Here is an 18,590-nt window from a genome sequence, read left to right as displayed (position 1 = left end):
CGTGCGGCAGGACGCCAGCGGGTGAATTCGGTCGATCAAGTCGCTATTTTATCAAACTGCCCCGCCATTTCGTAATTAACTGCCTTTTTTTAACGCAACAGCACAAACTCCATGCCATTCGCCATCACCGCCGAACAGAAGCAAACAGCATTTTGGATCGCGGTCTGGCTGGCATTCCTGCTGCTGCTCGTCAGCCTGGGCCCCATCCTGACGCCCTTCCTGGCCGCCGCCATCCTCGCCTACGTGCTCAATCCCGGCGTGGACCGATTGCAACGCCTGCATTACAAGCGCTTTTACCTGCCCCGTCCGCTGGCCGTGCTGGTCGTCGTAGTGTTGTTTTTCCTCGCCATTACGGCGCTGGTACTGATCGTCGTGCCCGTGCTGCAGAAGGAAATTCCCTTGCTGCAGGCGCAGATTCCCCAATTTCTCAGCAAGGCCAACGAGTTCCTGGCGCCGAAACTGCGCGACCTGGGCATCCGCGTGCGCCTGGATGGCACGGGCATCAAACGCATGCTGAGCCAGCAGATGGCCACCAGCGGCGATGAAATCTGGAGCACCGTGCTGGCCTCGGCCCGTATCGGCGGCACGGCCGTGCTGGGCTGGCTGGCCACCGTGGTGCTGATTCCCGTCGTGCTGTTCTACCTGTTGCTGGACTGGCATCCCATGCTGGCGCGCATCGCCGCCGCCGTGCCGCGCCGCTGGGTGGGCCGCACGGTGGGCATGGCGCAGGAAGTCGACACCCTGCTGGCGCAGTACCTGCGCGGCCAGTTGCTCGTCATGCTGGTGCTGGCCACGTATTACTCGGCGGCGCTGGCCATCGCCGGTTTCGAAGTGGCATTGCCTGTGGGCATCATCACGGGCTTGCTGGTGTTCATCCCCTACCTGGGCTTCGGCCTGGGGCTGATGCTGGCGCTGATCGCCGCCCTGCTGCAGTTCGCCGACTGGAGCGGCGTGATCGCCGTGGCCGTCATCTACGGCTGCGGCCAGGTCATCGAGGGCTTTTTCCTCACGCCGCGCCTGGTAGGCGAACGCATCGGCCTGAACCCGTTGGCCGTGATCTTCGCCTTATTGGCTTTCGGGCAACTGTTTGGTTTCGTCGGCGTACTGCTCGCTTTACCCGCTTCTGCCGTGTTGATGGTCGCTTTTAAGCATCTAAGACGCCACTACCTGTCCAGCACCTTCTATAATGCATAATAAAAGCGGATATCATATCAACCTGGCAATACCAATGATGCACAAGCAGTAATGAAAAACAGGACAAGGCGTACGCCATGAAACAACTGGTGCTCGATTTAGGCACAGACCAGGCGCACAGCCTCGATACCTTCGAGGTGGGACAGAATGCCGAAGTGGCGCAGCTGATGCGCCAGTTCGCCGCGCGCACTTCGCGCGAACATTTTGCCTACCTGTGGGGCGAACTGGCCGCCGGCAAGAGCCACCTGCTCAAGGCCCTGGCCAGCACCGAGCGCGCGCGCTACATTTCGCCATTCTCGATCGAGTCCGAATTCGTGTATTCGCCCGACGTCGACCTGTACCTGCTCGACGATTGCGAAAAGCTGTCGCCGCTGGCGCAGATCGATGCCTTTGCCCTGTTCAATGAAATCCGCGCCAACAAGGCGTTCATGGTGTGCAGCGGCGCCGTGCCGCCAGCCGTGCTGCCCGTGCGCGAAGACTTGCGCACACGCATGGGCTGGGGCCTGATCTATCAAATCCACGGCTTGACCGACGATGAAAAAATCGCCGCCCTGACCCAGGCCGCGGCCACCCGCGGCTTGACCTTGTCGCCCGGCGTGTTACCCTATCTGCTGTCCCATTTCCGGCGCGACATGCGTTCGCTGTCGACGATGCTGGACTCTCTCGACCTCTACTCCCTTGAAACCCAACGCCCGATCACCTTGCCATTGTTGCGCGAGTTGCTGCAGGCGGAAGCGAAAGAATGATGAATCTGGCCCTGTTTGACCTCGACCACACCCTGCTGCCCATCGACTCGGATCACGAGTGGGGCGAATTCCTGGTACGCATCGGTGCCGTGGACGCCGCCGAATTCACCCGTCGCAACGACGAATTTTTCGCGCAATACCAGGCCGGTACGCTCGATCCGGTGGAATACCTGGAATTTTCCCTGGGCACCCTGGCGCAGTTTCCGCGCGAACGCCTGGAAGCGCTGCACAAGCAATTCATGGCAGAAGTGGTCATGCCGGCCATCCGCCCCGAAGTCGTGGCCCTGCTGAAACAGCACCAGGATGCGGGCGACCTGCTGGCCATCGTCACGGCCACCAACCATTTCATCACCAAACCCATCGCCGATGCGCTGGGCGTCGAACACCTGCTGGCCGCCATGCCCGAGTATGACGACAAAGGCAATGTCACGGGCAAGCTGGTCGGCACACCGACCCTGGGCGCGGGCAAGCTGACCCACACCCATGCCTGGCTGGAAAAAATGGGCAAGGAACTGGGGCAGTTCGAGCGCAGCTATTTTTACAGCGATTCGCACAACGACATTCCCTTGCTGTCGGTCGTGACCCACCCTGTCGCGACCAATCCCAATACCGCTTTGAGCGCACACGCATCCCTCCACGGCTGGCCATCACTCCACTTATTCAATGATTAAAAAATTCATCCGCAAGATCCTCGGCGTTAAAAAAGAGGCAGCGCGCGACACCACGGCACCCATCGTGCTCGGTCCTGCGCAACACGGAATCGACCCGAAACTGGTGTCGTCGAATGCCATCCGCGTCACCAGCAGCCTGCAGGAAGCGGGTTTTGAGGCCTTTGTCGTCGGCGGCGCCGTGCGCGACCTGCTGCTGGGCGTCAAACCCAAGGACTTCGACATCGCCACCAACGCCACGCCGGAACAGGTCAAGCGCTTGTTCCGCCGCGCCTTCATCATCGGCAAGCGCTTCCAGATCGTGCACGTGATGTTCGGCCAGGATTTACTGGAAGTGACGACCTTCCGCGGCGCCGGCGCCGATTCCGCGCCCAAGGATGAACATGGCCGCGTCCTGCGCGACAATACCTTCGGCTTGCAGCACGAGGACGCGCTGCGCCGCGACTTCACCATCAACGCCATGTACTACAACCCGGCCACGCAGGAAGTGCTCGATTACCACGGCGGCGTGGAAGACATCCGCGCCAAGACCTTGCGCATGATCGGCAAGCCGGAAGAGCGCTACCGCGAAGACCCCGTGCGCATGCTGCGCGTGGTGCGCTTTGCCGCCAAGCTGAAATTCACCATCGAGCCGCACACGGCCGCGCCGATCCCCATCATGGCACCGCTGATCAACAACGTGCCCGCGCCGCGCGTGTTCGACGAGATGCTGAAACTGCTGATGAGCGGCCACGCGCTGGCCTGCCTGCAGCAACTGCGCAAGGAAGGCTTGCATCACGGCTTGCTGCCGCTGCTCGACGTGGTGCTGGAGCAGCCGCTGGGCGCGAAATTCGTCACCCTGGCGCTGGACGCCACCGATGCCCGCATCGCCGCCGGCAAGACCGTCTCGCCGGGTTTCCTGTTTGCCTCGCTGCTGTGGCACCAGGTGCTGGAAAAATGGACGGCCTACCGCGCCGCCGGCGAATCGACCATCCCCGCGCTGCACCTCGCGGCCGACGACGTGCTCGATTCGCAAACGGAAAAACTGGCCTTGCAGCGCAAGATCGGCTCCGACATGCGCGACATCTGGTCGATGCAGCCGCGCTTCGAGCGCCGCGTCGGCAAGGCGCCGTATAAATTGCTGGAGCACCTGCGCTTCCGCGCCGGCTACGACTTCCTGCTGCTGCGCTGCGCCTCGGGCGAGATCGACATGGACATCGGCGAATGGTGGACGGCCTTCTACGAAGGCGACGAGGAAACGCGCGAAGCGCTGCTCGTCAGCGCCAATGCCGCGCCGGGCGCCGTCAAGAAGAAGCGTCCGCCACGCCGCAGCACGCGCAGCAAGACGGGCACCGGCGGCTCGACCAGCGGCAGCACCAGCGGCGAGTAAACGCAGCCATGCAGACAGCAACGGCAGTTATCGCTTATATCGGCATCGGGGCGAACCTGGGCGACGCGCGCGCCAACGTGCAGGATGCGCTTGCGCGCCTGGCGCGCCTGCCCGGCGCCAGCTTGCTGGACGCCTCGGCCAGCTACCGCACGGCGCCCATCGATTCGAGCGGCGACGACTACATCAACGCCGTGGCGCGCATCAGCACCACCGTGCCGGCAGAGGAACTGCTGCTGGCCCTGCACGCCATCGAAGCGGCGCACGGGCGCGAACGGCCCTACCGCAACGCCCCGCGCACGCTGGACCTGGACTTGCTGCTGTACGGCGACGAGCAGATCGCCAGCGCCACCCTGACGGTGCCGCATCCGCGCCTCACCGAGCGCGCCTTCGTGCTGGTGCCGCTGCTGGCCCTGGCACCCGCCATCGCCGTGCCCGGCCTGGGGCCGGCGCAGGACTACCTGGCAAGCGTGGCCGACCAGGCCATCAGCCAGCTCTGACCCCGCCTCTGCCCCATCTCGCTCCCATCCTCTACAATGCCGCTCCTGCAGCGCGCCGCATAAAGTACTACACTAGCGGCGTCGCAATCGCATCACCCCCTTTCACTCTAGAGAATACCTATGTCCGCTTATTTGCAAGGAACAGATCTGGCAGCCAAAGACAAGGCCGCCGCACCGGCACCGGCGCCATCCAAGCCTGTCGCCAACAAGGCCGTGACCATCCATACGCTGGCCACGCTGCGCGCCGCCGGCGAGAAGATCACCATGCTGACCTGCTATGACGCCAGCTTCGCGTCCCTGATGGACCGCTGCGGCGTGGAAATCCTGCTGATCGGCGATTCGCTCGGCATGGTCTGCAATGGCCACAGCTCCACCCTGCCCGTCACCGTGGCCGAACTGGCCTACCACACGGCATCCGTGGCGCGCGGCAGCAAGTCGGCCATGATCCTCGCCGACCTGCCGTTCGGCGCCTATGGCACGCCCGAGACAGCCTATGCCAACGCCGTCATCCTGATGCAGGCTGGCGCGCACATGATCAAGATCGAGGGCGGCGCCTGGCTGGCCGAGATCGTCCGTTTCCTCACCGAGCGCGGCATCCCCATCTGCGCCCACATCGGCCTGACGCCGCAATTCGTGCACCAGCTGGGCGGCTATAAAGTGCAGGGCAAGAGCACGGAAAGCGCCACGGAGCTGAAGAACGACGCGCTGACGCTGCAAAACGCGGGCGCCGCCATCGTGCTGATGGAAGCGATGCCGTCGCAACTGGGCAAGGAAGTGACCGAGATGCTGACGATCCCCACGATCGGCATCGGCGCCGGTCCCGATTGCTCGGGCCAGGTCCTCGTCATGCACGACATGCTGGGCGTCTTCCCAGGCCGCAAGGCACGCTTCGTGCGCAACTTCATGGAAGGCGCGGCCAGCATCGACGACGCCGTCATCGGTTACGTGAAAGCAGTCAAGGATGGCAGCTTCCCGGCGCTGGAACACTGCTTCTGATGTCATTCCGCCTGTCGGCTTGCGCGCTGCGCTCCAAGCCGACAGCGCTTCGCTTTACCCCACCTGTATCCACGTCGTCTTCAACTCCGTGTACTTGTCCAGCGCGTGCAGCGACTTGTCGCGCCCATTGCCCGACTGCTTGTAGCCGCCGAACGGCACGGTGATGTCGTCGCCATCGTACTGGTTGACGTGCACGGTGCCCGCGCGCAGGGCGCGCGCCGTCTGAATGGCCTTGGTGATGTCTGATGTCCACACGGCCGCCTGCAAGCCGTACGGCGTGGCGTTGGCCTGTTTCACCGCCTCGGCAATATCCGTAAAGCCCAGCACGGACAAGACGGGCCCGAATATCTCTTCGCGCGCGATCGTCATGCCGGCGTCCACGCCGAAGACGGTGGGCTGCACATAGTAGCCCCCCGTATCAAGGCGCACGGCCTCGCCGCCGCCCAGCAGCTGCGCGCCTTCCTGCTTGCCGGAAGCGATATAGTCCATCACGGTCTTCATCTGCGTGGCGTCGACGATGGCCCCCATGACGGTGGCTTCATCGAGCGGGTCGCCCGGCTGAAAGCGGGGCAGCATAGCCAATGCCTTGGCCATGAATTCGTCCTTGATCGATTCTTCCACGAACAAACGCGAGGGCGCATTGCAGCTTTCGCCCTGGTTGAAAAAGATGGAGCCGACGGCGGCCGCCACGGCCTTGTCCAGGTCAGGACAATCGGCGCAAACGATGTTGGCGGACTTGCCGCCCAGTTCCGTCCACGCCCGTTTCAGATTCGACTGGCCCGCCATCTGCACGATTAATTTTCCCGTGCGCGTGGAACCCGTAAAACCGATGCAATCGACATCCATGTGCAGGGCCAGCGCGGCGCCCGCCTCGTGGCCGTAGCCGGGCAGCACGTTGAACACTCCCACAGGCACGCCCGCTTCCAGCGCGATGTCGGCCAGGCGCAGGGCCGTCAGCGGCGATTTTTCGGACGGTTTCAATATCACGCTGTTGCCGGCGGCGAGCGCGGGCGCGATCTTCCAGGCGGCCATGATCATCGGGTAATTCCACGGCACGATGGCGGCGACGACACCCACCGGTTCGCGCGTGATCAGGGCCAGGCTGTTGGCAGGGGTGGGGGCGATTTCATCGTAGACCTTGTCGATCGCTTCGCCATACCAACGCAGGCAGTTGGCCGTAGCTCCCACGTCCACGCTCTGGCTGTATTTGATCGGTTTACCCATGTCCAGGGTTTCCAGCAAGGCCAGTTCGGGACCATATTTCTGCACCAGGTCGGCGAACTTGATCAGCACACGCTTGCGCTGCGCAGGCGATTTTCCTGCCCAGCGGCGGTCGTCAAAAGCAGCACGAGCGGCCTGCACGGCCGCATCCACGTCCGCGCCATCGCAGCGCGCCACCTGTCCCAGCAAACGCCCATCGATGGGCGACAGATTGTCGAACGTCTGGCCGGACCTGGCCGCAACCCGCTCGCCATTGATGACGGCGCGGCCATCGATCTTGATCTCTGCGGCACGTGCGTGCCAGCTGGTGTTTTCCGTCATGGTCGTCTCCTGCAAGATGAAAACGCCAGCTTACTCCTAGTCCGCCAAATACGCCGCAGACAGTTGCTTGCGACGTCTGCGGTCGGCGCGCGCCAGCATCACCGCATACGCGATCACGGCAAGCGTCACCACCAGGATGGTCAGCGCGGCGATGGCGTTCACGCGCGGATCGAGCCCGAGGCGCGCGCGCGAGAAGATCACCAGCGGCATCGTCGTCGAACCGGGGCCGGACAGGAAAGCTGACAGCACCACGTCATCGAGCGACAGGGTAAACGTCAGCAGCCAGGCCGATGCCAGGGCCTGCGTGATGTTCGGCAGGGTCACGAGGAAGAACACCTGGTGCGCGCGGCAGCCCAGGTCCATGGCCGCTTCGGCCAGGGATTTACTCATCTCCTGCAGGCGCGACTGCACCACCACGGCCGCATACGCCATGCCCAGCAGGGTGTGGCCGAGCCAGATGGTCAGCACGCCACGTTCGGGGAAACCGAAGACCTTTTGCATGGACACCAGCATCAGCAGCAGGGACAGGCCGATGATCACTTCCGGCATCACCAAAGGCGCGCTGACCATGGCGGAAAACACCGTGCGGCCACGGAAACGCTGGTAGCTGGTCAAGGCGAAGGCTGCAAACGTGCCGAGGATGACGGACGATGTGGCCGACATGAAGGCTATCTTTAGGGACAAACCGAAGCCCGAGATGATTTCCGTATCGCTCATCAATTCGCTGTACCAGCGCAGCGAAAAGCCGCTCCACACCATGTCCTGGCGCGAGCTGTTGAACGAAAAGACGATCAGCACAATGATGGGCAGGTAGAGGAACAGATAGCCGAGCGAGAGCCAGCCGCGCCCGAACCAGCGCTGCAGGAAATTACGTCCGTTCATGTGCGCTCCTCCGCGTCCTGGTCGGTCTTGTATTTGTTAAAAATCGCCATCGGCACGAGGATCAGCAGGACCACCAGCACCGTCACCGATGAAGCCATGGCCCAGTCGTTGTTCGTGAAATATTCATCCCACAGCACGCGGCCGATCATCAGGGTTTCCGGACCGCCCAGCAGCTCGGGAATCACGTATTCGCCCACGGACGGGATGAACACCAGCATGGCGCCGGCGATGATGCCCGATTTCGACAGGGGCACGGTGATGCGCCAGAACGCCTGCAAGGGCGTGGCGCCCAGGTCGGCCGCCGCTTCCAGGAAGCGCATATCCATTTTCACCAGGTTCGCGTACAGGGGCAAAATCATGAAGGGCAAATAGGCGTACACCATGCCCACTACCAGCGAAAACGAGGTGTTCATCATGTGCAGCGGTTCGCTTACCACGCCCAGCGCGATCAGCAAGTCGTTGAGCAAACCGTGGTTGGCCAGGATGCCCTTCCACGCATACACGCGCAGCAAAAAGGAAGTCCAGAACGGCAGCATCACCAGCATCATCAGCACGGGGCGGATGGATGGCCTGGCGCGCGCCATGAAGTAGGCGAACGGGTAGCCGATGAAGAGGCAGATGGCGGTGGTGATGGCCGCGTATTTCAATGAACTGAGATAGGTGAGCAGATACAGTTCATCGGCGGCGATGAACAGGTAGTTGGCGATTTTGACCTTCAGCACGACGATGCCGTCGACATACGACAGCAGGCCGCCGAAGGGGCTGCCCGCCGTGTCCATGTCGGACAGGCTGATACGCAGCACGATCAGGAAAGGCACGAGGAAGGCTGCCGCCAGGAATAGAGATGGCACGGCGATGACGGCGTTGCGGCCCGCATTTTTCCCCGTTATCCAGCGCAGGGTGACGAGATTGCGCAGCAATTGCAGAATAGGCGTCATGATGGCCTCAGCTGGTCAGCACGACGATGTCGGCGCCATCCCACCATACCCACACGCGCTGCTCGCGCTCGAGGCGCGAGACATCGTGGCGGGCCGCGTTGGTGCGCGAGACTTTCACCACCGTGCCGCTGTCGAGGCGCACGTGGTAGCTGGTTTCATTGCCAAAATACGCCATGGCGACGATCACGCCCTGGGCGCAGTTGTAGCCGTGTTCCGCCGGCGACGCGCGCTCGTGCAAGGCAGGTGGCTCGATCTGGATGCCGATTTTTTCGGGGCGCACGGCCACCGAGACGTCCATGCCCAGGGTGCCCGTAATGCCGTGCGAGACATAGTGCTCGCCATCGGGCGTGGCGATCACCACATGATCGGGTTCATCCTGCGTGATGCTGCCATCGAACAGGTTCACGCTGCCGATGAAGTCGGCGACGAAACGACAGTTCGGCGTTTCATAGATTTCACCTGGCGCGCCCACCTGCAGGATGCGTCCTTCGCTCATGACGGCGATGCGCGTGGCCATGCTCATGGCCTCGTCCTGATCATGCGTGACCATCACGCAGGTGACGCCCACCTGCTCGATGATGTTGACCAGTTCCATCTGCGTGCGCTCGCGCAGTTTTTTATCCAGCGCGCCCAGCGGCTCGTCGAGCAACAGCAATTGCGGCCGCTTGGCAAGGCTGCGCGCCAGCGCCACACGCTGCTGCTGGCCGCCAGACAGCTGGTGCGGCTTACGCTTCGCATATTGGCCCAGCTGCACCAGCGCCAGCATCTGTTCGACGCGCGCCGCCACTTCCGCTTTCGGCAAGCCGTCGCGGCGCAGGCCGAAGGCGATGTTGTCCCACACGGACAAATGGGGGAACAGCGCGTACGACTGGAACATCATGTTGATAGGACGCTGGTGCGGCGGCACATCGACGATGCTGTTGCCCGCCAAAGCGATGCGGCCCGACGTCGGCGTCTCGAAACCGGCCAGCATGCGCAGCAGGGTCGACTTGCCGCAACCTGAACTGCCGAGCAGGGCGAATATCTCGCCCTTGTTGATCGTCACGGAAATATCATTGACGGCGCGCACTCCATCGAATTCCTTGACCAGTTGATCAATCAGCAAGAAAGGCGCTGGGGCGTCGCTGGCCGACGCGGCGGGTGTTGCTATCGTCATTGTGGGTAGCTTCTGGGTAAGAGGGTGTCAAAATGAAAAACTGGCCGCTACAAAGAGCGGCCAGGATGGAAGTTTAGCGGAACTGCCGCGATTCTGGTCCAAAAAATGCGCAGATGGCGGCAAAATGGGGAAAAACCTACACCCAGCCCTTCGCCTGCACCTCCGCATGGGTCTTGTCCAGGCACACGCGTATCAAGCCCACCATTTCATCGATCTGCGCGCGCGTCATCACCAGCGGCGGGGCGACGATCATGCGTTCGCCCACGGCGCGCATGATGACGCCGTTGTCGAACATGTGGCCGCGGCAGATCATGCCCACGCCCTGGTTCTCGTCGAACAGTTCATTCTCGTGCACGCTGGCGCCCTTCTTGCGCACCAGGTTCAGGCCCGCGACCAGGCCGCAGCTGTCCGCATAACCGACCAGCGGATGTTCGCCCAGGCTGGCAAAGCACTGTTTCAGGTACGGTCCCGTATCCTCAGCTACCTTGGCCACCAGTTGCTCGTCCTCGATGATGCGGATATTTTCCAGCGCGGCCGCGCAGGCCACGGGGTGGCCTGAATACGTGAAACCGTGCGTGAATTCGCCGCCCTGTTCGATCAGCACCTTGGCCACCCTGTCCCCCACCAGCACGCCGCCCAGCGGCACATAGCCCGAGGTGACACCCTTGGCAAAGGTGATCAGGTCGGGCTTGATGCCGAACAGTTCGGAGCCGAACCAGCGCCCCAGGCGGCCGAATCCGCAGATGACTTCATCGGCGATGAGCAAAATGCCGTACTTATCGCAGATGCGCTGGATCTCGGGCCAGTAGGTCGATGGCGGGATGATGACGCCGCCGGCGCCCTGTACCGGTTCGCCGATGAAGGCGGCCACCTTGTCCGCGCCGATTTCCAGGATTTTTTCCTCCAGCCAGCCGGCCGCCTTGATACCGAATTCCTCGGGACTCAAGCCGTGACCCGATTCCAGGTAATTCGGCTGGCCGATATGCGCGATACCAGGGATGGGCAAACCGCCCTGCGCATGCATGCCATCCATGCCGCCCAGCGACGCTCCTGCCACCGTGCTGCCGTGATACGCGTTATGGCGGCTGATGATGGTGTGGCGCTCCTTGTGGCCAAGAATGTCCCAGTAGCGGCGCACCATGCGCAAATTCGTGTCATTGCCCTCGGAGCCGGAGCTGGTGAAGAACACGTGTTGGAAATGCGGCGGCGATATTTGCGCCAGCTTGGCGGCCAGCTGCGCGGCCGGCACGTTGGTCGTGCCAAAGAAGCTGTTATAGAACGGCAGCGTCTCCATCTGCCGGTACACGGCTTGCGAGATCGACGTGCGGCCGTAGCCCACGTTGACGCACCACAGGCCCGACATGCCGTCGACGATCTTCTTGCCCTGGCTATCCCACAGGTAGACGCCGTCGCCGCGCACCATCACCCTGGCGCCCTTGCTTGCCAGGTCCTGGAAATCGGTGAATGGATGCAGGTAGTGGGCCGAGTCCATCTGCTGGATGGCGGCCGTGTCATACACCTGCGGCGCCGCGTTTTTCTGCGCCACGGAGGCGACCAGGGCGGAGCTCGGCGCCAGCGGATTGTTTGTTGTACTCATTGCGATCCTTTCTTAAACGTGGAGCAGAAGATGCTCGCGCTCCCAGGGGCTGATGACGGTCATGAACTCCTGGTGCTCCAGGTCCTTGATGGCCGCATACACGTCGATGAAGCGCTCGCCCAGCACCGTGCGCAGCTTGTCTTCCGCGCGCAGCAGCTGCAGGGCTTCGGGCAAGCCTTGCGGCAGTTCGAACTTCATGTCATAGGCGCTGCCCACCATCATCGGCGTCGCTTCCAGCTGCTCCGTCATGCCGAGATAGCCGCAGGCCAGCGTGACGGCCAGGGCCAGGTAGGGATTCGCGTCGGCGCCGATGATGCGGTTTTCCACGCGCCGGTCCTGCACGCCCGACTCGGGCACGCGGAAGCCCACCGTGCGGTTGTCCAGGCCCCACTGGATGTTGATCGGCGCGGCCGTATGGCGCACGATGCGGCGGTAGGAATTCACGTAGGGCGCGACGATGGCCATGGCCGACGGCATGTAGCGCTGCAGGCCCGCGATGTAATGCTTGAAGATGGGCGCGGCCGAACCGTCCTCGTTGCTGAAGATGTTCAGGCCCGTCTTCGCATCGACGACGCTCTGGTGCACGTGCATGGCGGAACCCGGTTCACCCGCCATCGGCTTGGCCATGAAGGTGGCGTACATATCGTGTTTCAGGGCCGCTTCACGCAGGGTGCGCTTGAAGAAAAACACCTTGTCGGCCAGGCCAAGCGGATCGCCGTGCAGAAAGTTGATTTCCATTTGTCCCGCGCCGATCTCGTGGATCAGCGTATCGACGTCAAGGTTCATCAATTCGCAGTAATCGTAGATATCCTCGAACAGGGGATCGAACTCGTTGACGGCGTCGATGCTGTACACCTGGCGGCTCGTCTCGGCCCTGCCGCTGCGGCCGATGGGCGGCTTCAAGGGCAGGTCCGGGTCCGTGTTTTTCGCCGTCAGGTAGAACTCCAGTTCCGGCGCCACCACGGGTTTCCAGCCCTTGTCCGCATACAGTTTCAGCACGCGCCGCAACACGGAGCGAGGGGCGAAATCAACCAGCATGCCGTCGGCGAAATAGCAGTCGTGGATGACTTGCGCAGTAGGATCCGTGGCCCACGGCACCATGGTGATGGTGGTGGGATCGGCCTTCAAGATCATGTCGCGGTCGGTGCTGGAAATAGCGCGGTCGTAGCCGCCATCGTCGACCGGGTAATTGCCCGTCACCGTCATGCCCAGCACCGCTTCCGGGATGCGCATGCCGCGCTCCTGGGTGAATTTCCCGCGCGGCAGGATCTTCCCCCGCGCCACGCCCGTCAAATCGGGGACCAGGCATTCGATTTCCGTGACGCGCTTTTCATTGAGCCACAAATCCATATCCGTATAGGTGAAATTTTCGCGTATTGCCATGTTTCCCTCTCGTTGGTCTTGCGCTTTTCCTGATTAAGCGCCGCATGGTGCTGGTGCGGCGCGCCTGTCATTCTTTCTTCCTGTGCTGCTGTTCCTGGAAATCGCGGCACGCCTGGCCAAAGGCGCCGAATAGCCGCATCGACTGCGGGTTGTCTTCCACCTGCCACTCCGGGTGCCATTGCACGGCCAGGGTAAAACCGGCGGCGCTGGCCACGCTATACGCTTCCACCAGGCCGTCATCGGCCAGGGCTTCCACCAGCAAGCCGTCGGCCAGCCGGGCGACGCCCTGGCCATGCAGGGAATTGACCATCATCTCGCTCTCGCCGCCCAGAAGGCGCGACAGCAGGCCGTCGGGCATCAGCTTGATGCGGTGCGCGGGCGCATACTGGCGCCCCAGGGGATCGAGCACGTTCTCCCGGTGGTCCTGCATGCCCGGCACGGCGTGCACGGCCTGGTGCAGGCTGCCGCCAAGGGCCACATTGACTTCCTGGAAGCCGCGGCAGATGGCCAGCAAGGGTAGCTGGCGCGCCAGCGCGGCGCGGATCAGGGGCAAGGTGGTGGCGTCGCGCGCGGGGTCTTGCGGCAGGTCGGGATGCAGGATGTCTTCGCCATACAGGCGCGCGTCGACGTTCGACGCGGAACCGGTCAGCATGACGCCGTCGGCGATGTGCAGCGCCGCTTCCAGGTCCGCATCCGCACCCAGGGCGGGCAGCAGCAGCGGCATGCAGCCGGCGCCGCGCAGCACGGCGTGCAGGTATTTGTCCTGCGCCATGTGCCAGATGTGGCTGCCAAGCTGGCGCTGGCAGGCGGGGACGAGAACGATGGGACGGCGCATAGAGTGCTACCTCGCTGGCGTGACGATCCAATGACAGCCCATGACGGCGCTGCCGCTCGCTTCACTGTACAGCAGAGCCGGCAGGGGCGGCCACACCGATGGCCGTGGCCAGCGGCGGCACACATCGCCTACACTACGGCTTTGCAATATTGCCTTTGTTAAAATCATCATATGCCCGTCCGGCGCCAAATACCAGCGCCACCGGCAAAGTCTTCTTACTTTCCCATGCATCCACACCGTTTTCCAGCCTTTCCAAGTCCCTGTTCCACCCTGCGGGAGCAGCCATGAAGCACATGCCATGGCGCGACTTCTTCGCCCTCGTGGTGAGCATCGGCGTGGTGGGCCTGGGCCTGGGCGCCACCATGCCGCTCACCGCGCTGACCCTGCACCAGCGCGGCGTGGGCACGGACATCATCGGCATGATCACGGCCGTCAGCGCCCTCGGCATCCTGGCCGCCTCGCCGTTCGTCTCGCGCTGGGTGGGACGCTTCGGCGCGCGCGCCACCATGCTGGGCGCCGTCTGGGTGGCGTCGCTGGCGACGATCGCCATGCAGTTCACCGACCATCTGCTGGCGTGGAGCGTGCTGCGTTTCCTGTTCGGCGGCGCCATGGGCGTGCTGTTTACCATCGGCGAGGCGTGGGTGAACCGCCTGGCGCCCGATAATTCGCGCGGCCGCGTGGTGGCCATGTACACCACCAGTTTTACCTTTTTCCAGCTGATCGGCCCCGCCCTCGTAGCACTGTTCAACGACAAGATCAGCTGGAGCTTCGCCGCCTGCGGCCTGCTGTTTTTGCTGGCCGTGCCGGGCCTGATGCTGATCTCGAACAGCGGCCCGGAACGCGAACCGGAAGAACATGGCGTGAAGTGGACCCTGATCCTGCCGCGCATGCCGATGATCGTGCTAGGCGCCGCCTTCTTCGCCCTGTTCGACACGCTGGCATTGAGCTTGCTGCCCCTGTACGCGATGGAGCACGGCATCGGCACGGACCTGGCCCTGCTGTCGGCCACCGTGGTGCTGGTGGGCGACACGGGCCTGCAATTCGCACTCGGATGGATGGCCGACCGCTTCGGCCGCGCCAGGGTCCATGCGGGCTGCGGCGTGGCCGTCTGCCTGCTGCTGCCGCTGCTGCCGTTCGCCGTCGGCACGCCGTGGCTGTGGTGGACCTTGCTGCTGTTGCTGGGAGCGGCGGCGGGCGGCATCTACATGCTGGCGCTGGTGGCGTGCGGCGAGCGTTTTACGGGCCTGTCGCTGACCAGCGCCAGCGCCATCGTCAACGCCACCTGGGGCGTGACCAGCGGCGGCGGACCGCTGCTGACGGGCGTCCTGATGCAATCGGTGGGCGTGAATGCCCTGCCGGCCGTGATGTGGGTATGCGCCGCCATTTTCGTGGGCAGCGCCGTGTGGGAACGCAGGAAGGGGATCGTTTAACTTCCGCTACTTCTTTTCCAGGCGCCGCTGCAATTCCTCGGCCACGGGATAATCGGGATACGCCTGCCGGAACGCCGTCCACTCCTCGTGCGCCAGCGCCCCTTCGCCCGCCTTGAGCAAGGCGTCGATCTTCACCAGCCAGACGGAAGCGTCGAGCTTTGCCGGTGGCGGCATCGGCGCAGAGCGGGCCACGACGGGCGCGGGCATGGCCAGCGCCCGCTGCACGGGTGCCTGGCGCTGCATGCTGGCCTCGGCCTGCATGGCCGCTTGCTGCTCCATGGCCTGAGGCATTGTCGTGGCAGGAGGCGGGGGGGCCGGTGGCGCTGGCGCAGGAACCGGCGCCGACATGGGTGCCGGCACTGGCTCGACCTGCACCGGCGGCCTCGGTACCGCCTTGGCCATGGCGCGCGGTGCCGGGGGCGGTGGCGCAGACTCCGTCGCGGGCGCAGCGGCCGGTTCGGACATCACCTCCTGCGTGACCGGCTCCCCGACCACGGGAAATTGCGCCGGCTTCGAGCCGAACCAGTCCACGCCGATCAGGTTCACCGTCAACAGCACGGCCGCGGCCAGTCCCAGCGGAACGCGCCAGCGCTGCAGGTAGTCCGGTGCTTTCTTGGCCGGCAAGGTGCGCAGCACGCCATCGGCGCTGTCGTTCGCGGCCGCCGGCTGCTGCAAGGCTTTTTCCGCGTCCGCCAGAATGGCCGCGTCGAGCGCGCTGGAAGGCGCGGGCTGCGGCAGGCTGGCCAGCAGCGCGTTCAATTCCTCGTCGTGCCGTTCGTCGCTATCTTGATTGTACGTATTCATGCCTGTCCTCCCGCGCCAGCGGCGCTGTCCAAGCCCGCGCGCAATTTCTGCATGGCGTAGCGCAGCCGACTCTTGACGGTTTCCGCTTCCGCCCCCGTCACCACGGCGATCTCGAGGATGCTCATGCCGCTGAACTGCTGCAGCACCAGCGCTTCCTTTTGCTCGGCCGGCAGCGCGGCGATGGCCGCATGCAGCAGCGCGTGCTGCTGTTTCTGCTCCAGCGATTGCGGCGGCGATGCGCCCTCGTCCGCCAGTTCGCCCGCGTCATCGTGTTCCTGTCCTTCCCGCTGGCGCAGGAGGTCGATCAGGCGGTTGCGCGCGATCTGGTACAGATAGGTGCGAAACGCGGCCTGCGGCTGGTAGCCGGCGCGCGCCGCATGCAGGCTGGCCCACGCATCCTGCACGATCTCGTCCACCCACGCGCGGCGCGGCGCGCGCCAGGCCACGAAGCGGTACAGTCCCTGGCTATGACGCCGGTACAATTCGCGAAACGACGGCAGGTCACCGGCGCTATAGCGCAGCATCAGGTCTTCATCCGTCGCGGTAATGAGGGTGTCGGGCATGCGAAACAGTGTAGCCGAACTGCGCGGCAGCGGCAATTTCCCTGCTCCTTCAGCGTAAAGTGGACGCAATGGGCGCATAGCTGATGCGGCGCACTTCGCGGATCTGTCCTTCCTTGAGCGCTCCTTCCACCAATTCATAGCCGAGCAGGGCGAAGACCCGCCCCTGCAGGAACAGAGGCCGCGCATTGCCGTACCAGTCCACGCAGGATGCGCGGCAACCGTCGTCCGGGGGCTGGCCGGGCCGGGCCGCCAGCGCGCCCAGTTCCGTCAATTGCAAGCCGCTGTTGCGCAGGTATAGCACGGAAGCCGATGACTTGTTCAAGCCTGGCCGCTCGTCCCCGCCCAGGATGGGCAGGCCGATCATGCCCTCGCTGGCCGCTTGCGGCTTGTAGAAAAAGCCGTGGCTGCGCGATTCGCCCTGCGCCGCATCGGCGCGGATATAGCGCATGGCAACCGCCGCCTGCGCACCCAGGCGGATGCTGCTGAAGTGCAGATCCTTGCCCTGCGCGCCGATCACCACGGCGTCATCGCCCAGCGCCTCGATGCGTTCCACGCCGTGCGGCAGGGACAAGGCTTGCACGCTGCCCCCATCGGCCCAGCGTACGGCATACAGGGGCTGGCGCGGCCAGGCCTGATCCGCCTTGCGGCGTCCGGGATTGCCCGGATTACCGTACAACAGATAGGCGCCCACATAGCGATTCTGCAGTCCATAGCCGCCACCACCGGGCAGCGGCCGGTAGCTGCTGGCTGGCGCACTGTCGCGGCCATCGGAAAACGACGCCAATGGCACGCGCAGCAGCGCCATGTCGCCTCGGCCACGCGTGCCATCCCACATGGCGTCGCCCTGGCCTTCTGCGCGCAGCAGGACGTTCAGGTGGCCATCCGCGCTTTCCAGGAACGAGAACTGGTCGACGGGTGCGCCGGCCACCTTCAGGGCGCTGGGCGCCGTGCCATCGAGGGGGATGCGGAACACGCCCGAGTCGCTGCCGCGCCGCGTGGTCCAGACAAAGACGGATTCGCCCGACACATAGAACACGCGCCCCTGCGGTCCCATCACGGCGGTAGCTTCACAGCGCATGTCGCGCTGCGCCAGGTCGCACACGGTGACCGTATGCAGGGTCAGGCCGGCGCCCATCTCGGGGGCTTCGTCGGTGCGGTAGATGCGCGTGGCTGGGGCGATGCGCTTGAAGTCCGATGGCACGGCGTCGGGACGCCAGCGGCGCAACGCGGGAAAGCCGCCAAACGGGTCGCCACGGCGCAAGTTCAGCGACAAGGGCGAGTAAAACACCAGCTTGCTGCCGATCAAACGGCTCGCGTAGTTGCGCGACGAGTAATAGTCGTTGGAGCGCAAGTGGTAGGTGGCGCGGTAGGCCAGCTTGCCGTCCCCATCGATGTCGAACAGGCCGATCTCCGTGCCGCCCCGGCTGTAGCTGTAGCCGATCACCACCACCGTGTCGCCATCGAACAGCATTTCGTCATACCAGCTGCCGGAAAGGTCGCTGCCCGGCGCGAACGCGTCGAGCGAGGCGACGGGCTGCAGGGCCTTGCCCCCCACCTGCACGGTGAACAGCTTGCCGCGCCGGAGCATCACCAGGTGCTTGCCATGCAGCTTGACGATGCCGCCTTCGTCCACGCCCGCCGTCTGCACATTGGTGACGGATTCCGCCGCTTCTGCCGACGCTGCCGGCGCGGCTTTCGCCACCATCGGCGCAGGCGGTGGCGCCGACATGTACTGCGCCGTGGCGCCCTGCAGTTTCTGCTGTTCCCTTTGCAGTGCCGCCTGACGCGCCTGCAACTGCTGCAGGTAGCTGCTCAAGGCTTGCTCGCTGGCAAACGGCGCCAGGGTCTTGCGCGGCGCCGTGCCGGCGGCGTGGCAGCCCGCCGACAGCAGCAGGGGCAGTATCAATGTGATCTTGAGGGCGCTGGACATCGCTTCTTCTCCGGTTGGCTGGGGTGTCCAACATGAAACGCAGCGGCGGAGAAAAAGGGG

18 protein-coding genes are annotated in these 18,590 nt (G+C 64.1%); 7 read left to right on the top strand and 11 right to left on the bottom strand.

The annotated features are described in order from the left end of the window. The first annotated feature begins 111 nt into the window (after positions 1–111). The 6 genes from CLU94_RS16135 (at position 112) to panB (ending at position 5,470) form a co-directional block, all read left to right on the top strand. The gene (locus CLU94_RS16135) at positions 112–1,194 is read left to right on the top strand and encodes an AI-2E family transporter (protein ID WP_099666348.1); all 1,083 of its coding nucleotides are present in this window, start codon (positions 112–114) and stop codon (positions 1,192–1,194) included. A 77-nt stretch (positions 1,195–1,271) separates the two neighbouring features. Next, the gene (gene hda, locus CLU94_RS16130; RefSeq protein WP_034746045.1) at positions 1,272–1,940 is read left to right on the top strand and encodes a DnaA regulatory inactivator Hda; all 669 of its coding nucleotides are present in this window, start codon (positions 1,272–1,274) and stop codon (positions 1,938–1,940) included. Beyond that, on the top strand, positions 1,940–2,611 hold the full coding sequence (locus CLU94_RS16125) for an HAD family hydrolase (RefSeq protein ID WP_099668341.1): 672 nt from the start codon (positions 1,940–1,942) through the stop codon (positions 2,609–2,611). Before hda ends, CLU94_RS16125 begins: the two co-directional genes overlap by 1 nt. Further along, positions 2,604–3,977, top strand: a complete 1,374-nt coding sequence (pcnB, locus tag CLU94_RS16120; protein WP_099666347.1) for a polynucleotide adenylyltransferase PcnB — start codon at positions 2,604–2,606, stop codon at positions 3,975–3,977. The genes CLU94_RS16125 and pcnB overlap by 8 nt, the downstream gene beginning before the upstream one ends. 8 nt (positions 3,978–3,985) lie before the next feature. Further along, positions 3,986–4,474 (top strand): 2-amino-4-hydroxy-6-hydroxymethyldihydropteridine diphosphokinase, encoded by a 489-nt coding sequence (folK, locus tag CLU94_RS16115; protein WP_099666346.1) that lies wholly within the window; start codon positions 3,986–3,988, stop codon positions 4,472–4,474. 120 nt (positions 4,475–4,594) lie between these two features. Further along, positions 4,595–5,470: a 3-methyl-2-oxobutanoate hydroxymethyltransferase gene (gene panB, locus CLU94_RS16110; protein WP_180278676.1), complete on the top strand. Its 876-nt coding sequence runs from the start codon at positions 4,595–4,597 to the stop codon at positions 5,468–5,470. A 54-nt stretch (positions 5,471–5,524) separates the two neighbouring features. On the opposite strand, the gene CLU94_RS16105 is transcribed toward panB, so the two are convergent. The 8 genes from CLU94_RS16105 to CLU94_RS28410 form a co-directional block, all read right to left on the bottom strand. Further along, positions 5,525–7,012, bottom strand: a complete 1,488-nt coding sequence (locus CLU94_RS16105) for an aldehyde dehydrogenase (RefSeq protein WP_099666345.1) — start codon at positions 7,010–7,012, stop codon at positions 5,525–5,527. Between the two features lie 36 nt (positions 7,013–7,048). Then, complete coding sequence (locus tag CLU94_RS16100) at positions 7,049–7,894, bottom strand: ABC transporter permease (protein WP_099666344.1); 846 nt, start codon at positions 7,892–7,894, stop codon at positions 7,049–7,051. Next, a complete protein-coding gene (locus CLU94_RS16095; protein WP_099666343.1) occupies positions 7,891–8,832 on the bottom strand; it encodes an ABC transporter permease subunit in 942 nt (313 codons plus the stop codon). Before CLU94_RS16095 ends, CLU94_RS16100 begins: the two co-directional genes overlap by 4 nt. 7 nt (positions 8,833–8,839) lie before the next feature. Then, positions 8,840–9,988 (bottom strand): ABC transporter ATP-binding protein, encoded by a 1,149-nt coding sequence (locus CLU94_RS16090; protein ID WP_099666342.1) that lies wholly within the window; start codon positions 9,986–9,988, stop codon positions 8,840–8,842. Between the two features lie 136 nt (positions 9,989–10,124). Further along, the gene (locus CLU94_RS16085; RefSeq protein ID WP_099666341.1) at positions 10,125–11,585 is read right to left on the bottom strand and encodes an aspartate aminotransferase family protein; all 1,461 of its coding nucleotides are present in this window, start codon (positions 11,583–11,585) and stop codon (positions 10,125–10,127) included. Between the two features lie 12 nt (positions 11,586–11,597). After that, entirely contained in the window at positions 11,598–12,968 is a 1,371-nt protein-coding gene (locus CLU94_RS16080) for a glutamine synthetase family protein (protein ID WP_034788700.1), read from the bottom strand. Between the two features lie 67 nt (positions 12,969–13,035). Beyond that, on the bottom strand, positions 13,036–13,803 hold the full coding sequence (locus CLU94_RS16075) for a gamma-glutamyl-gamma-aminobutyrate hydrolase family protein (protein ID WP_099666340.1): 768 nt from the start codon (positions 13,801–13,803) through the stop codon (positions 13,036–13,038). A gap of 133 nt (positions 13,804–13,936) precedes the next feature. Continuing rightward, positions 13,937–14,089 carry a hypothetical protein gene (locus CLU94_RS28410; protein WP_180278675.1) on the bottom strand — a complete coding sequence of 51 codons (153 nt, stop codon included), beginning with the start codon at positions 14,087–14,089 and terminating at the stop codon, positions 13,937–13,939. Between CLU94_RS28410 and CLU94_RS16070 the strand changes: the two genes are divergently transcribed. Next, positions 14,088–15,233 (top strand): MFS transporter, encoded by a 1,146-nt coding sequence (locus CLU94_RS16070; protein ID WP_099666339.1) that lies wholly within the window; start codon positions 14,088–14,090, stop codon positions 15,231–15,233. The two genes, CLU94_RS28410 and CLU94_RS16070, sit on opposite strands and share 2 nt — an antisense overlap. A gap of 6 nt (positions 15,234–15,239) precedes the next feature. On the opposite strand, the gene CLU94_RS16065 is transcribed toward CLU94_RS16070, so the two are convergent. Genes CLU94_RS16065 through CLU94_RS16055 form a run of 3 tightly spaced genes read right to left on the bottom strand, consistent with a single transcriptional unit; the run spans position 15,240 to position 18,530 of the window. Next, entirely contained in the window at positions 15,240–16,037 is a 798-nt protein-coding gene (locus CLU94_RS16065; protein ID WP_099666338.1) for a hypothetical protein, read from the bottom strand. Then, entirely contained in the window at positions 16,034–16,600 is a 567-nt protein-coding gene (locus tag CLU94_RS16060) for a sigma-70 family RNA polymerase sigma factor (protein WP_257218839.1), read from the bottom strand. Before CLU94_RS16060 ends, CLU94_RS16065 begins: the two co-directional genes overlap by 4 nt. A gap of 49 nt (positions 16,601–16,649) precedes the next feature. Continuing rightward, positions 16,650–18,530 (bottom strand): beta-propeller domain-containing protein, encoded by a 1,881-nt coding sequence (locus CLU94_RS16055; protein ID WP_099666337.1) that lies wholly within the window; start codon positions 18,528–18,530, stop codon positions 16,650–16,652. Positions 18,531–18,590: the final 60 nt, after the last annotated feature.

It is taken from the genome of Janthinobacterium sp. 13 (assembly GCF_002749695.1).
Taxonomy (GTDB): domain Bacteria; phylum Pseudomonadota; class Gammaproteobacteria; order Burkholderiales; family Burkholderiaceae_D; genus Janthinobacterium; species Janthinobacterium kumbetense.
The sequence above is the reverse complement of the archived record's forward strand: the minus strand, read 5'-3'. Positions and strand labels throughout refer to the sequence as shown.

Coding starts and splice junctions, on each gene's coding strand:
- CLU94_RS16075 (WP_099666340.1), bottom strand. CDS start 13,803: ATGCGCCGTCCCATCGTTCTCGTCCCCGCCTGCCAGCGCCAGCTTGGC.
- CLU94_RS16070 (WP_099666339.1), top strand. CDS start 14,088: ATGAAGCACATGCCATGGCGCGACTTCTTCGCCCTCGTGGTGAGCATC.
- CLU94_RS16125 (WP_099668341.1), top strand. CDS start 1,940: ATGAATCTGGCCCTGTTTGACCTCGACCACACCCTGCTGCCCATCGAC.
- CLU94_RS28410 (WP_180278675.1), bottom strand. CDS start 14,089: ATGGCTGCTCCCGCAGGGTGGAACAGGGACTTGGAAAGGCTGGAAAAC.
- CLU94_RS16105 (WP_099666345.1), bottom strand. CDS start 7,012: ATGACGGAAAACACCAGCTGGCACGCACGTGCCGCAGAGATCAAGATC.
- CLU94_RS16065 (WP_099666338.1), bottom strand. CDS start 16,037: ATGAATACGTACAATCAAGATAGCGACGAACGGCACGACGAGGAATTG.
- CLU94_RS16060 (WP_257218839.1), bottom strand. CDS start 16,600: ATGCCCGACACCCTCATTACCGCGACGGATGAAGACCTGATGCTGCGC.
- CLU94_RS16085 (WP_099666341.1), bottom strand. CDS start 11,585: ATGAGTACAACAAACAATCCGCTGGCGCCGAGCTCCGCCCTGGTCGCC.
- CLU94_RS16055 (WP_099666337.1), bottom strand. CDS start 18,530: ATGTCCAGCGCCCTCAAGATCACATTGATACTGCCCCTGCTGCTGTCG.
- CLU94_RS16100 (WP_099666344.1), bottom strand. CDS start 7,894: ATGAACGGACGTAATTTCCTGCAGCGCTGGTTCGGGCGCGGCTGGCTC.
- panB (WP_180278676.1), top strand. CDS start 4,595: ATGTCCGCTTATTTGCAAGGAACAGATCTGGCAGCCAAAGACAAGGCC.
- pcnB (WP_099666347.1), top strand. CDS start 2,604: ATGATTAAAAAATTCATCCGCAAGATCCTCGGCGTTAAAAAAGAGGCA.
- hda (WP_034746045.1), top strand. CDS start 1,272: ATGAAACAACTGGTGCTCGATTTAGGCACAGACCAGGCGCACAGCCTC.
- folK (WP_099666346.1), top strand. CDS start 3,986: ATGCAGACAGCAACGGCAGTTATCGCTTATATCGGCATCGGGGCGAAC.
- CLU94_RS16080 (WP_034788700.1), bottom strand. CDS start 12,968: ATGGCAATACGCGAAAATTTCACCTATACGGATATGGATTTGTGGCTC.
- CLU94_RS16135 (WP_099666348.1), top strand. CDS start 112: ATGCCATTCGCCATCACCGCCGAACAGAAGCAAACAGCATTTTGGATC.
- CLU94_RS16090 (WP_099666342.1), bottom strand. CDS start 9,988: ATGACGATAGCAACACCCGCCGCGTCGGCCAGCGACGCCCCAGCGCCT.
- CLU94_RS16095 (WP_099666343.1), bottom strand. CDS start 8,832: ATGACGCCTATTCTGCAATTGCTGCGCAATCTCGTCACCCTGCGCTGG.